Annotated in this window: 14 protein-coding genes; 6 read left to right on the forward strand and 8 right to left on the reverse strand. The window is 63.1% G+C overall.

All coding sequences use genetic code 11. The features are described from left to right. Nucleotides 1–64 precede the first annotated feature (64 nt). The 4 genes from V2B23_RS21510 (at nt 65) to V2B23_RS21525 (ending at nt 2,078) form a co-directional block, all read left to right on the forward strand. Complete coding sequence (locus tag V2B23_RS21510; protein ID WP_430952200.1) at nt 65–802, forward strand: lysophospholipid acyltransferase family protein; 738 nt, start codon at nt 65–67, stop codon at nt 800–802. A 72-nt stretch (nt 803–874) separates the two neighbouring features. Then, nucleotides 875–1,108 carry a helix-turn-helix domain-containing protein gene (locus V2B23_RS21515; protein WP_430952201.1) on the forward strand — a complete coding sequence of 78 codons (234 nt, stop codon included), beginning with the start codon at nt 875–877 and terminating at the stop codon, nt 1,106–1,108. Nucleotides 1,109–1,112: 4 nt separating this feature from the next. After that, on the forward strand, nt 1,113–1,658 hold the full coding sequence (locus V2B23_RS21520; protein WP_430952202.1) for a Clp protease N-terminal domain-containing protein: 546 nt from the start codon (nt 1,113–1,115) through the stop codon (nt 1,656–1,658). Between the two features lie 39 nt (nt 1,659–1,697). Then, nucleotides 1,698–2,078, forward strand: coding sequence for a phage holin family protein (locus tag V2B23_RS21525; protein WP_033235458.1), 381 nt, complete (start codon nt 1,698–1,700; stop codon nt 2,076–2,078). 15 nt (nt 2,079–2,093) lie between these two features. On the opposite strand, the gene V2B23_RS21530 is transcribed toward V2B23_RS21525, so the two are convergent. After that, complete coding sequence (locus V2B23_RS21530) at nt 2,094–2,963, reverse strand: 1,4-dihydroxy-2-naphthoate polyprenyltransferase (RefSeq protein ID WP_430952203.1); 870 nt, start codon at nt 2,961–2,963, stop codon at nt 2,094–2,096. A 61-nt stretch (nt 2,964–3,024) separates the two neighbouring features. Between V2B23_RS21530 and V2B23_RS21535 the strand changes: the two genes are divergently transcribed. Continuing rightward, nucleotides 3,025–6,210, forward strand: a complete 3,186-nt coding sequence (locus V2B23_RS21535) for an ATP-binding protein (protein WP_430952204.1) — start codon at nt 3,025–3,027, stop codon at nt 6,208–6,210. A 9-nt stretch (nt 6,211–6,219) separates the two neighbouring features. Here V2B23_RS21535 and V2B23_RS21540 read toward each other — a convergent pair whose 3' ends face one another. Next, on the reverse strand, nt 6,220–7,047 hold the full coding sequence (locus V2B23_RS21540; protein ID WP_430952205.1) for an ABC transporter permease: 828 nt from the start codon (nt 7,045–7,047) through the stop codon (nt 6,220–6,222). After that, nucleotides 7,044–8,051, reverse strand: a complete 1,008-nt coding sequence (locus V2B23_RS21545) for an ATP-binding cassette domain-containing protein (RefSeq protein ID WP_430952206.1) — start codon at nt 8,049–8,051, stop codon at nt 7,044–7,046. The genes V2B23_RS21540 and V2B23_RS21545 overlap by 4 nt, the downstream gene beginning before the upstream one ends. Before the next feature lie 233 nt (nt 8,052–8,284). On the opposite strand from V2B23_RS21545, the gene V2B23_RS21550 reads away from it, so the two are divergent. Continuing rightward, entirely contained in the window at nt 8,285–9,178 is an 894-nt protein-coding gene (locus tag V2B23_RS21550) for a type IV toxin-antitoxin system AbiEi family antitoxin domain-containing protein (RefSeq protein WP_430952207.1), read from the forward strand. 65 nt (nt 9,179–9,243) lie between these two features. Here the strand turns inward: V2B23_RS21550 and menE are convergent, their stop codons facing one another. From menE to V2B23_RS21575, 5 genes are read right to left on the reverse strand one after another with little or no spacing between them, the layout of a single operon-like run. Then, nucleotides 9,244–10,383: an o-succinylbenzoate--CoA ligase gene (gene menE, locus V2B23_RS21555; protein ID WP_430952208.1), complete on the reverse strand. Its 1,140-nt coding sequence runs from the start codon at nt 10,381–10,383 to the stop codon at nt 9,244–9,246. Continuing rightward, a complete protein-coding gene (locus tag V2B23_RS21560) occupies nt 10,380–10,685 on the reverse strand; it encodes a DUF3349 domain-containing protein (protein WP_430952209.1) in 306 nt (101 codons plus the stop codon). The genes menE and V2B23_RS21560 overlap by 4 nt, the downstream gene beginning before the upstream one ends. A 4-nt stretch (nt 10,686–10,689) precedes the next feature. Beyond that, nucleotides 10,690–11,022, reverse strand: coding sequence for a DUF3349 domain-containing protein (locus V2B23_RS21565; RefSeq protein WP_430952210.1), 333 nt, complete (start codon nt 11,020–11,022; stop codon nt 10,690–10,692). Nucleotides 11,023–11,077: 55 nt separating this feature from the next. Beyond that, nucleotides 11,078–11,341, reverse strand: a complete 264-nt coding sequence (locus V2B23_RS21570) for a hypothetical protein (RefSeq protein ID WP_430952211.1) — start codon at nt 11,339–11,341, stop codon at nt 11,078–11,080. A 15-nt stretch (nt 11,342–11,356) separates the two neighbouring features. Next, nucleotides 11,357–12,541, reverse strand: coding sequence for an inorganic phosphate transporter (locus tag V2B23_RS21575; protein ID WP_430952212.1), 1,185 nt, complete (start codon nt 12,539–12,541; stop codon nt 11,357–11,359). Nucleotides 12,542–12,741: the final 200 nt, after the last annotated feature.

The raw sequence follows: 12,741 nt of genomic DNA on the forward strand, positions 1-12,741 counted from the left end.
TCGCCCAACTGAGCAGCGGCGAATCCCAAACCTACGGCACCGTAGGTTGTGTATCGTTTGATCCATGGACGCTCCCGAGGTTTCGCTCGACAACTACGAGGCTGTGTACGAGTACTACCGCGGTCACCAGCAGAATCGGTTCGTGGCCAAGCTTGCCTACGCCGCGCTGGCGCTGAAATATCGTCCGCGAATTGCCTATGCGCCCGGTGCGGAAGCGGCGTTGGCGGCTCTACTCGGGAGTGGGACGCGGTTGGTGGTTGCGGTCAATCACCTTACGGAGAGTGACCAATTCACGCTCGCGGCGACGGCGTGGCGCACCCCACTGCGGCGGGTGATCGGACGGACTCGCGTACTGGCCAAGGATGAACTGTTTGCTGATCCGGCCCAGCGTAAGAAGGTCGACATGATGGGCAGTATTCCGGTGTTCCGCAGTAAGAATCACGGACTGCGGGCCGTGTCGGACGCGGGCCGCGTGATGATGGACGTCGCGGCGCAGCGCTTGAGCGAGGGGGACTGTCTGGCGATTTTTCCCGAAGGAACCTGCAACACGGAGGATCCCCGGACGCTGCAGCACGTCAACAGTGGAATCGGCCACATCGTCTCGCGCGCAGAGAAATTGGGATGCTCGCCTGCGCTCCTGTCGGTTGGGATCAGCTATGGGCCGGAGGCGGGTCATGTCAAGAGTGCCCGGGTTTTCATCGGCACTCCGGTAGTCGACCTCGGTGCAAAACCGATGGACATCGCTCGCGTCGTGCAGGGTGATCTGCAGCGTGCGGTGGACGGCGCCGTGGCGAGTTACTGATCGCTGCCTGCCCTTTGCATAAATGTGTCAACTCTGGTTGACGTCCGCATGTTGTCAACCTATATTGACAACATGACCGAAGCGACCTCACTCGCCACCGCGGCAGGCAGTCCAGATCCAGCCGAGGGCCTGCGGGCCGTTCGGGCGCTGCGACGACTACTCGAACGACTCGAAGCCATCCAAGTTGCCAACGCGCGCAAGCAGGGATGGTCCTGGCAAGCGATTGCCGAGACCCTCGAGGTGAGCCGCCAGGCCGTCCACAAGAAGCACGCAAACGCAGAGTCGCGACGAGGGAAAGGCAGGTAGGGAAATGTTCGAGAGGTTTACTGCAGACGCCCGCGCGGTTGTCGTCGACGCAGTCGGCGGTGCCGATCAGGTGACTCCCCGGGAATTGTTGGCGGCACTTCTGGCCACGGATCGAGGTATCGCCACCACGACCCTGCGCGAGTGCGGTGTCACCACCGAATCGCTGCACACCGAAACTCCGACGAATGATCTTGATCAAGACGCCGACGTGTTGGCGTCGATAGGCATCGACCTGGCCGCCATTCGGGAGAGCCTCGAGCAAGCGTTCGGGAAGGGAGCGCTCGACGACGCTGCCGTGCCTGCCGGGATCGGTTCGCGTCGTAGCAAATTCGCCTTCCCACGCTCGAGATTCGAGAAGGACGCGAAGAAAGTTCTCGAACTGTCTCTGCGTGAAGCGATCGCGCACAAGAGCAATCACATCGGCGCCGAGCACATCCTCCTCGGCATCCTGCGTGTCGCCGACGGTCCGACGCGCACGGCACTCGAAACGCAGGTCAGCATCCCCGAGATTCGTAGCCGATTGGAATCGGCGATGGGTCGAGCGGCCTAGAGAGCACGACTTGACGGGGTTGTATGCCAGCATTCAGATATGACATTTCTGGCACGTCTCATAGTCAACGGAATAGCTATCTGGCTCGCCTCCATGTGGGTCACCGGAATCACCATCGACAGCAATCAAGACGATACGTGGGGAAACATCCTGGTCATCGCGATAATTGCGCTGATCTTCACCGTCGTCAACGCGTTCATCAAGCCATTGCTGAAGCTACTGTCCCTCCCGTTGCTGATTCTCACGCTCGGGTTGTTCACGCTCGTCATCAACGCGCTCATGCTGATGTTGACGGCCTGGATCTCGACGTCACTGGACGCCGGCCTGACCGTCGACGGATTCTGGACCGCCGTCTGGGGCGCACTGATCATCTCGGTCGTGAACTTCGTGCTCAGTGCGTTTGTGCCCGAGAATCGCTGATCGGGCTTTCGCTGATCAGGCCAGACTCAGTGCAATTGCCGTCGCGGCACCCCAGACAAGCATTGCGAGTCCGGTGTCGCGCAGGGCAGGAATGAGAGCCATGCCCTGACCGCCCGAGCGCAGTGGTGCGTTGGCTCGGACTGCAAGTGGCAACGCGAGCAGTCCGAGCAGCGCCCACGGCGTTCGCAGAACAAGCAGCAGTGTCGCGATGAACGGAACAGCCAGCAAGACGACGTGCAACGTGCGGGTCCTCGCGTCGCCGAGACGGACGGCGAGGGTGATCTTGCCGGATTCGGAGTCCGTCGGGATATCTCGCAAGTTGTTGGCCACGAGAACCGCGCTCGAGAAGGAGCCGATGGCAACGGCGCCGGCAAGTCCGGCAAGATCAATGCGTTCCGCCTGCACGAATTGAGTTCCCAGAACCGCGACCAGGCCGAAGAACACAAAAACGGCGATCTCGCCGAATCCGCTGTACCCGTACGGCTTCTTGCCTCCGGTGTAGTACCAGGCGCCGATGATGCAGAACACGCCCACCGCGACCAGCCACCACGCCGTCGTTGCGGCCAGGGCAAATCCGGCGACAGCCGCGACCGAGAAGCAACCGATGGCTGCGGCCTTGACGGTGCCGGGGCTGACCAGCTTCGATCCGACCAGGCGAATCGGCCCGACGCGATCGTCGTCCGTCCCGCGAATTCCGTCGGAGTAGTCGTTCGCGAAGTTCACCCCGACGATCAAAGCCAGGGAAACGATCAGCGCGAGGAGCGCCTTCCACCACACTGCGTGATCCAGTGACGCCGCTGCTCCGGTGCCGACCAGCACCGGGGCAATCGCATTCGGGAGGGTGCGCGGTCTCGCGCCTTCGATCCATTGAGCAGCTGTAGCCATACAACGATCTTTGCACTGTGCAATACGATCGAATGCGGTGGATCAAGACAAGACTCGAGACGTGACTGGCATAACTCTGCTCGGTCCTGTGGCGATTGGGGCAGCGGACCGGTGGGTTGGAGTGCCCGGGCCGCGAGCGCGCGCCCTGCTCGCCGCGTTGGCGCTCGATCCGGGGCATCCCTGTGCGCCGCAGAGCCTGATCTCCGACATCTGGGGGCAGGAGCCGCCGCGCTCACCGACCAATGCTCTACACACGCAGGTGTCCCGGCTGCGATCCGCGCTCCCGGAAGGCGCCCTGGAGGTAACGTCGGCGGGCTATCGGCTCACGGTGACACGGGATCAGGTTGATCTCGCGCGAGCCGAGGACGAGGTCCGAGCGCTTCGCGGCGCTGACGTGCACCCGCGCGAGTTGCTGACGAGAGTCACTGCAGCTCTGAATCTCTGGCGGGGGAGCCCAGGCGACGATGTCGTCGGGCCGGCGGGTGAGCAGTTGGCTTCGCGTGCCCAGAGCCTGCGCGGCGAACTTGTCGCACTGCGACTGCGCTCGCTGCTCGAGCTCGGGGATTTCTCCGAGGCACTTCCCCTTGCGCGAGAAGCGCACGCCGACAATCCTTTCGACGACACCGCTGCCGGTAACCTGATGCGGTCGCTCGCGGGCTCGGATCGCGTCAACGAGGCGCTCGAGATGTTCGCGGTGCACCGAGAGCGCCTGGCTGACCGGTTGGGCGTTGATCCGTCGCAGGCTCTGGTGGAGCTGAACGTGGAGTTGCTCGCTGCGCCGACTGCGCCGGTCCGGAGTTCCCGCGCGATCGGTTTGCGCGCGGCGCCCAACGTGATGTTCGGCCGCCGAGACGATATCGAGAACATCGAGGCACTCCTCGAACGGTCTCGCGTCGTCACGATCCTCGGACCCGGCGGCGCGGGAAAAACCCGTCTGGCACACGAATTGGGGTCGCGGGCCTCGGCGCGCACATCCGTGGTTCTGGTCGAGCTGGCGTCGTTGCGAAGCAGCGACGACGTGATCGCGGCTATCGGTAGCACCCTCGGAATCAGTGAAGCTGATCTGGCACCCGGTCGTCTGACAGTCGGGCGAACGCACTCCGCCCGCGACCGGTTGGTCGAAGTTCTTTCGGCCGGCCCGATGACGTTGATTCTCGACAACTGTGAACATGTGATCGGGGCCTGCTCGGACATCGTTGCCGAGATGATCGCAGCCAGTGCTCAGTTGACCGTTCTGACGACGAGCCGATCACCGCTCATGCTCAGTGCAGAGGCCGTCTATCCGTTGCCTCCGTTGGAGATTCACGGTGATTCTGGGTCCGCGGTGGAATTGTTCACGGCTCGGGCCAGAGCCGTGCGACCGTCCGTACATCTTGATTTCGTGGCCGTCGGAAAGCTGTGCGCGACGCTCGACGGCTTGCCGTTGGCCATCGAACTCGCGGCGGCCCGCGTGCGGACGATGAGCGTCGAGGAAATTTCGGCGCGCCTGAGTGATCGCTTCGCGCTCTTGCGATCCGGTGACCCCACGTCGCCGGATCGCCATCGCACTCTGCACGCGGTGATCGACTGGAGTTGGAATCTGCTCGGCCCCGAGCATCGAGTGGCACTGGCTCGGTTGTGCCGATTCCCGGCAGGTTTCACGTTCTCTTCGGCACGAGCGGTCGCGGAATGGGACGGCGTGGATGACATAGCCGACGCGATCGAGGCTCTGGTCAACCAGTCGTTGCTCACCGTCGTCGACGGGCCGGGCGGGTTGCGCTACCACATGCTCGAGACGGTTCGCGAATACGGCGAGGAGAAGCTCGGCGAGCTCGGTGAGGGGACGGAAGTTCTTCGCAGACTTAGTGGCTGGGCCGTCGCGATCGCCGAGGATGCGCGCCGACGGGTTCGTTCCGATCAGCTGCGCCTTGTCGGTGAGATCGACGCCGAACACGACAATCTCCTTGCCGTGCTGCGTTGGGCAGTCGACGGCAAAGACGGCGTGACCACAGCGAGTGTCTTTCCGGTTCTCGGCGTGCTCTGGTCGATTCGGGGTGCACACACGGAAGTGGCGAACTGGGCACCGAAGGTGATCGAAGCGACCCGAGATCACGACCTACGTGACGTCGACGGCGACTTGGCGGCCACGACGTTCATGTTGGTCGCGATGCATCTACTGTTCGCCGAACTCAGTCGCGATCACGCTTGGGCAAGGGTTCGGCTCCGAAAGATGCTGCGCGAGCGCGGCGATCTGCGGCCGATGTTCGTTTTCTTCATCCGATTGCTGAACAGTCCGCGGTCCGGGTACGGCGTTGCGCGGTTGTTGGCGGAAGGAGTCCGTAGCGCTGACACCGAGACACGGACGGCGGCGTTGTTCGCGCGGTCGAACTTGCGCGAGAACATCGGCGACGTGCGTGGTGCCCGTAGTGATGCCGAGGATCTGCTGCGGTACGCCCGAGAGGTCGGGGACGAGTGGGGCGTTGCGATGGCCGCTCAACATGTCGGCTCGGTCCACAGTCAATCGACGAGGTATGCCGAAGCTGCCGAGTACTACGCGCTGGCCGCAGCGGCCAGCGAAAGACTGGGAGCTCACGAAGAAGCGGTGCAGCTCATCGGATTTCAAGCGAGCGCGCTGATTGCCGACGGGGATTTCACGGGCGGACGCGCGTTGCTGGATCAACTGCGGCCCGCGTTGGCGCAGGTCGGCGCCAGCTCTGCGATCGAGAATCATCAGCGTCGGTCGGCGATGTCGGCCAATCTTGCCGAGGCAGACCTGGCGGAGGGCCATGTCGAACTCGGTCTGCGCCAGTATCGAGAGGCGCTGGATTTGCTCGGCGACGCGATGGGCAATGTGTACGGAGATCCGTTTGTCATCCTGCTCAGCGCTGCCGCGGTATGCGCGCATGCGCTGGCTGGGCAGTCGGGCCAGGTTGCGGATCACGTGCACCGGATGGTCGAGTCGAGTCTGATCAAGTTGCATCCCAACGGATATACCGACCTGCCACTGACGGGTTCGGTTGCGGCGGCCGTCGGTGCCTACGATCTGTCGACCGGGAACGTCGGACCTGGCACACAGCTGTTGGCCCTCGCCGTCGTGATGCGGGGACGGCAGGATTTTGCCTCGCTGCAGCATGTACGACTCATCGAATTCGCGCGCGGAATTGTCGGTGACGAACAGTGGTTTGACGCGGTGAATACAGTTTCGCGATATCCACGCGCCGCGACCCGCGAAGCAGTTCTTGCCGCGCTTCGCGGATCGCGTGTGTAATCGCCTCGCTTACGTCTTGCGCATGTACATCCGCACCGTCAGTGGTGCCATCACGGCCACGATGACTGCCGCCCCGACGAGCGACCACACCACGTGAATACCGAAGTGGCCGTCGTTCGCGAGTTCGCGGACTGCGGTAACCAATTGTGAGACCGGATTGACGTTCACGAACTTCTGAAGCCAGCTCGGCATGGTGGCAGGATCGACAAACGCATTCGACATGAACGTCAGGGGGAACAGCACGAGCATCGAAACACCCTGCACCGTAGACGCTTTGTTCATCATCACGCCCATGAGCGCAAAGATCCAACTGATCGAGAACGCGCACACCATCACCAGAATCGCGGCAGACAGGATGCCGATCGCACCGCCCGCTGGGCGATATCCCATGGCAAAACCGACGATGAACGTGATGGTGGTGGCGATGCCGTACCGCACGACGTCGGCCAGCAATGCGCCGGACAGCGGAGCGATACGGGCGATCGGCAACGACTTGAAGCGATCGAACACACCCTTGTCCATGTCTTCACGAAGCTGAGTGCCGGTGACGATGGAACCGGTGATGACCGTCTGGACGAGAATGCCGGGGATGATCGTCGGCAAATACGCCGTGACGTCGCCGGCGATGGCGCCGCCGAAGATGTACGTGAACATCAGAGTGAAGATGATCGGCTGGATGACAACGTCGAACAGTTGCTCGGGATTGTGCTTGATCTTGAGAATGCCGCGGTACGCCATCGTGAACGTGTTCGCGAAACTCTGCTCGAGACTGATCCGTCGCGGAGCCGAAGTGGGATCGGCGACTTGGGATTTGGTAGTGGTGAGAGTAGTGGTCATGCGGGAATCCGATCGGAGTTGTTGTCGGAATCGGCGTCGTTGCGTCCCTGGTCTTCGGGTTGATGCCCAGTGATGGTGAGAAACACTTCGTCCAGACTGGGCTTCTGCACGTTGATCTCGTCGACGGCGATGCCGCGCTCCCGCAATCGGATCAGGAGATCAGCGGTCACGGATGGGTCGCGCAGCGGTGCGGTGATCCGTCCGACCTCGAGAGTGACACCCACCTCGACACCGAGCATCGACGCGATAACGGATCGGGCTTCGTCGGTTCGATCCCGCTCGACCAGTTTGAGGTGCAACGACGAAATACCCACCGATGCCTTGAGTTCGTCGGCTGTGCCGTTTGCGATCACTCGGCCACGGTCGATCACCGCGATCCGATCAGCCAACTGATCGGCCTCGTCCAGGTATTGCGTGGTCAGCATGACCGTCGAACCCTCGGCGACCAGTCGTCTGATCGTCTCCCACATCTGGGCGCGGGTACGCGGATCGAGACCGGTCGTGGGTTCGTCGAGGAACAACAGTGGTGGGCGGGCGATCAGGCTGGCCGCGAGGTCGAGGCGTCGACGCATGCCGCCGGAGAAGTTCTTGAGAGGTTTGGCTGCGGCCTCGGTGAGGTCGAATTCCTCGAGGAGTTCGAGTGATTTCTTTCGGGAGTCCTTGCGGCTCAGACCGAGCAAGCGGGAGAAGATCACCAGGTTCTCGGTGGCCGTCAGGTCCTCGTCGACGGACGCGTATTGCCCGGTCACGCCGATCAGGGATCGCACTGCAACGGGTTCGCGGGCGACGTCGCGGCCGAAGATGCGGGCCTCACCGCCGTCAGGGCGCAGGAGGGTGGCGAGCATGCGAACGGTGGTGGTCTTGCCCGCGCCGTTAGGGCCGAGTACTCCGAACACCGATCCAGTGGGCACGGTGAGGCTGACTCCGTCGACAGCGCGTTGTTCACCGAACATCTTGACTAGCCCCTCGGCCTCGATGGCAAGAGGTGAAGCTGTGTGGTTCATGGGATCAAGCGTGACAGAGTGCGCTTGCATTTGCCTTGCGTGGGCCTTGCGCGGGTTACAGGCCGCCGCGCCGCAGGGCAATTGCGCCGCCGCAGGGGCGATCAAGCACGCGTGCGCTGATTCTGCGCGCGGCAGCGTTTCTCGACAACGTCGGGGTTCTCCACAGCTGCCGCGTTATCCCCAGCCGAATATTTGTTGCTGGTGAACGCGGATACAGGCGGCACGCTCGCCACATGGGAATTCTCACGCGGGCACAGGCCCATCGGGACGGCATCAGCGACGCGCAGTTGCAGCGTGCCGTCAAGCGCGGCGAGCTGTACCGAATCGCAGCGGGAATCTACATGCGGGCCGACCACTACCGCGAACTCGATGCGCGAGCCCGTCACCGCTACACCACCCTCGCCACCGTTGCGGCCTGCGGACCAGGCGCAATCGTCAGTCATGCATCCGCGGCCGTGATGCACGGTCTCGACTGCGGCGCGCTAGGCCTGAATATTGTGCACGTGACGCGGAACAGAAGCTCAGGTGGGCGAAAGAGCGTCACCTTCCACCTTCACGCGGCGCCGCTGGTTTCGGAGGAGATCGTGCGTGTCGACGGTGTGGCAACGACGTCGCTGGCGCGCACGCTTGTCGATATCGCGCGCACGACATCGTTCGAAGACGCCGTAGTGATCGGTGACTGCGCACTGCGCCGCGGGATGAGACGTGAGGATGTGGCATCCGTGCTCGAACGTTTGCACGGCCGCCGCGGAATGAGCCGAGCGCGGGTGGTTGCCGAGTTCATCGAATCAGGTGCAGAGAGTCCAGGGGAGTCCATCAGCCGGGTGCGCATGCGCGCCGACGGTTGGCCGACGCCGACCTTGCAGCAGGAGATCCGCTTCGGTGGACGGTTCATCGGGAGGGTCGACTTCTTCTGGAAAGAACATGGTGTGGTGGGGGAGTTCGACGGCATGGTGAAGTACCGCAGCGAAAATCCGGGTGCGGTGTTGGAGCGCGAGAAACTGCGCGAGGACGCAATCCGGGACGCGGGGTTCGAGGTGTTCCGGTGGGTGTGGGCGGATCTGCGGGACTTCGAACGGGTGCGGGAGCGCTTCGATCGGGCGTGCTTGCGCCGCGCCGCGCGCTGAATATTCGTACGCGCGGGTGATCAGGCCTGCGGCTGAACATTCGGCCTGCGGGAGCTGGTCGAGCTCTAGCCGAACCTGGCCACCAGTGCCGCCCGGTCGAGTTTGCCTGGGCCACGGAGGGGGAGTGCGTCCACGATGAACAGCTCGCGCGGCGCTGCCGTCACATCAAGCGTTCGCTGAACATGGGCGCGCAATTCCTCGAGCGTCGGAGGTGCGCCTTCGGGTACAACGCACACCACTACCCGTTGGCCGAGGCGAGGATCGCTGATGCCGATGACAGCGCACTCCCGAACAGCGGGATGATCGGCGAGCGCGGCTTCGACCACCTGCGGCACCACTGTCAGCCCGCCGGTGGAGATCGCTTCGTCGAGGCGCCCGCTGATGCGCAGAACACCGTCGACCACCGATCCGGCGTCGTCGGTGCGAAACCAGCCGGGTTCGGCGAAAGCGGGGTGGTCGGGGAGTCCTCGATACCCGGATGCGAGCATCGGCCCGCCCAGCAGTACCCGGCCGTTGTCGATGCGAATCTCTGCCCCGGACAAGGGGATTCCGTCGTACACGCATCCGCCGGCGGTCTCGCTCATGCCGTAGGTCCGCACAACATTGATGCCCGCTGCGGTGGCTTGTTCGAGCACCGGTGCGGGAGTTGCGGCACCACCGAGTAGTACGGCGTCGAGGGAGGCAAGCGCGTCGACGGCACCGGGGTCGGCGAGCGCCTTGAACAACTGCGTCGGCACCAACGAGGTGTACTTTCGTGGGCCGCTCATCGCGGCAACCGCAGCGGGAAGCACGGCGGGATCAAAGCCTGTGCTGACGTCGACGACAACAGGTTCGGTTCCGGCGAGTGCGCTGCGCAGCAGAACCTGCATGCCCGCGATGTGGTGCGGCGGAAGGACCAGTAGCCAGGAACCGGGACCGCCGAGGTACTCGTGAGTGGCCTCGCCGCTCGCACGTAGAGCGTCGGCGCGCAGCATCGCGCCCTTCGGTGTCCCGGTGGTTCCCGATGTCGCCACAACCAGGGCAATGCCGTCGTCGATGGGTTCGCCGGGATGCAGAGCGTCGGAGAGCCTGGCTCTCTCGCGCGAATCAGCGGCCGGGACAGGAAGGACGGCGGGGCCCCGGCCGTCGAGTATCCGGACGATCTGCGGCAAAACCTCGAGGACAGCAGCGCCCTGCGGAATCGGTAGTGCTTCGAGGATATTCATCGGCGAAGGTCGGGTCCGGCCAGCGGCCAACCGCCGGTAGCAAGATGACTGCGGACACGATCGACGTCGGTCTCCAGGGGCATCTCGTTGGTGATCTTGGTGATCAGGACCTGGATGTCGGTCTTCTCGATCGGGAGATCACCGTCTTCGATCAACGCGTCGGCAACCGCGTCGACTTCCGTTTCGGAGAGTCGACGCGTCAGCAGAGCAAACAGTGGGATGTAGTCCTGTTCGGGAACGCCATTGGGATAGCCGGCCCGCAACCAACCGACTATCGAGGTGAGGAAGGGCGGAAGGGCCATGCCGTCAGCTCACATCTCGAACTTCGTGTTCGGCGTTGTCGTCAGTGACGGGCCACCCGCCGGCGCGCAGACGCGCAGTCACACGTTCGACGTCCTCTTCGGAGGATTCCTCGTTGAGGATTCCCGCGATGATCGCGCGGAGGGTGTCGTAGTCGACGTGCCGGTCCGGTACTTCGTGCGCGGATTCGATGGACATCGCGACGACCTGTTCGATTTCTTCGTCGGTCAGGCGTCGACGCAATACGGCGAGCAGTGCAAAATGATCTTTGTCCGGGATTCCTTCGGGGTATCCCGCCCGCAGCCAGTCGAGCACGCTGCGCAATGAATACTTGCTCAAATCCTCGGCCTCTTTTTCGTATCGATGGTGGAGTCGGACAGCCCTGAAACTCGACTCAGAAGACGTTGATTCCGAACGTGCTGGCCAGGAAGTTCTTCATCAGCAGCAGTATCCCAGCGAAGACGGTGATCAGCACCACGGCAAAGCACAGATACGCCCCGGCTTTGCCGAGCGGAGTGGGCCCGTCGGTGCCGTCGGCGCTCTGCAGACTCAGCGATTTGAGGCCGAGCGCAAAGATCGCGGGCAGTCCGGCGCCGAAGAGCAGGCCCACGGCAACTACCTGCCAGAGTGATTCGAGAGTGTCGGTGAGGAGATGCATTCTCGTCTACCCCTTTCAGGAGTTGTGGGTGGTCTCGGGGGTCGGTGTCGGATCTGCGACGGGCACAGCTTGATTCTCGTCCCACTCAGCGGTCACGTTGGCCGCGTCGACGGGTTCTTTACGTGAACGCACATACATGAAGACCGCGAAGGCGATCAACGCTGCGAAGACGACGAGAACACCGGCGAGTCCGCCGATGAAATGTGCGATTGCCCAGCAGATCGCGCCGACGATTGCGGCCGACGGGAGAGTGATCAGCCACGCAGCGCCCATGCGTCCGGCGACGCCCCAGCGAACTTCGGCGCCCTTGCGGCCGAGACCGGTGCCGAGGATGGATCCGGTGGCGACGTGAGTTGTGGACAGAGGGAGTCCGAGGTGGCTCGACGTAAGAATGATTGCAGCCGAGGATGCTTCGGCGGCCAGTCCCTGAGGTGCGGAAATCTCGACGAGTCCCTTGCCGAGTGTGCGGATGATTCGCCATCCACCGAGGTACGTGCCCAATGCGATAGCGACCGCACACGTGAACTTGACCCAGAACGGCATCTCCGTCTCGGCGGTGATGGATCCGTGAGCCACCAAGGCCAAAAAGATGACGCCCATTGTCTTCTGGGCGTCATTGGTGCCGTGCGCAAGCGATATCAGTGAAGCGGTGCCGATCTGACCGAAACGGAATCCGCGCTCACGCTCGTCTTCCTTGACGGACGCGGTGATCCGGTAGACGAGCTTGGTGCCGACGCCGGCAACCAGTGCCGCCACGACGGGGGCGAGGAGTGCCGGAACCACAACCTTGGTGAGGACGCCACCCCACTCGACGCCGCCCATTCCGATGGAGGCAATCGCCGCGCCGATCAAACCGCCGAACAGTGCGTGGGACGAACTCGACGGGAGACCGAGCAACCACGTCGCCAAGTTCCAGATGATGCCGCCGACCAGACCGGCAAAAACGATCAGCAGAAGGTCCTGCCCGCTGACGGCGCCGAGGTTGACGACGCCTTTGGCGACCGTCGCCGCAACTTCGACGGACAGAAAGGCGCCAACCAGGTTCAGGATTGCGGAGAGTGTGACCGCGGCCTTCGGTTTGAGTGCGCCGGTGGCAATGGATGTGGCCATTGCATTGCCTGTGTCGTGAAATCCGTTCGTGAAATCGAACGCGAGGGCGGTGACAACTACCACCAGGAGGATTACGAGCTCTGCGGTCACAACGTGAATTGTGCGTATCGAACGCGTAAATGTACAGCCAACGGGATGTGACCTTCCGTGACATGCGGTAGAGGCGGGCGCGTGGGCTGCACTACCGCAGCTGAGGGCGTGTTCAGAGACACTGCTCCGAACTCTTGTGTTGCGTTTCACTTTTCCATCTCACTGACCGGGAAAGCACATTCTTCGTCCTTTGATCGCTG

It is taken from the genome of Rhodococcus sp. 24CO, from assembly GCF_050586165.1.
Taxonomy (GTDB): domain Bacteria; phylum Actinomycetota; class Actinomycetes; order Mycobacteriales; family Mycobacteriaceae; genus Rhodococcus_F.

Excerpts from the sequence above, each read along its gene's own strand:
- V2B23_RS21545 (WP_430952206.1), bottom strand. The coding sequence starts at position 8,051 with ATGAACCACACAGCTTCACCTCTTGCCATCGAGGCCGAGGGGCTAGTC.
- menE (WP_430952208.1), bottom strand. The coding sequence starts at position 10,383 with ATGAATATCCTCGAAGCACTACCGATTCCGCAGGGCGCTGCTGTCCTC.
- V2B23_RS21570 (WP_430952211.1), bottom strand. The coding sequence starts at position 11,341 with ATGCATCTCCTCACCGACACTCTCGAATCACTCTGGCAGGTAGTTGCC.
- V2B23_RS21560 (WP_430952209.1), bottom strand. The coding sequence starts at position 10,685 with ATGGCCCTTCCGCCCTTCCTCACCTCGATAGTCGGTTGGTTGCGGGCC.
- V2B23_RS21510 (WP_430952200.1), top strand. The coding sequence starts at position 65 with ATGGACGCTCCCGAGGTTTCGCTCGACAACTACGAGGCTGTGTACGAG.
- V2B23_RS21530 (WP_430952203.1), bottom strand. The coding sequence starts at position 2,963 with ATGGCTACAGCTGCTCAATGGATCGAAGGCGCGAGACCGCGCACCCTC.
- V2B23_RS21525 (WP_033235458.1), top strand. The coding sequence starts at position 1,698 with ATGACATTTCTGGCACGTCTCATAGTCAACGGAATAGCTATCTGGCTC.
- V2B23_RS21515 (WP_430952201.1), top strand. The coding sequence starts at position 875 with ATGACCGAAGCGACCTCACTCGCCACCGCGGCAGGCAGTCCAGATCCA.
- V2B23_RS21550 (WP_430952207.1), top strand. The coding sequence starts at position 8,285 with ATGGGAATTCTCACGCGGGCACAGGCCCATCGGGACGGCATCAGCGAC.
- V2B23_RS21540 (WP_430952205.1), bottom strand. The coding sequence starts at position 7,047 with ATGACCACTACTCTCACCACTACCAAATCCCAAGTCGCCGATCCCACT.
- V2B23_RS21520 (WP_430952202.1), top strand. The coding sequence starts at position 1,113 with ATGTTCGAGAGGTTTACTGCAGACGCCCGCGCGGTTGTCGTCGACGCA.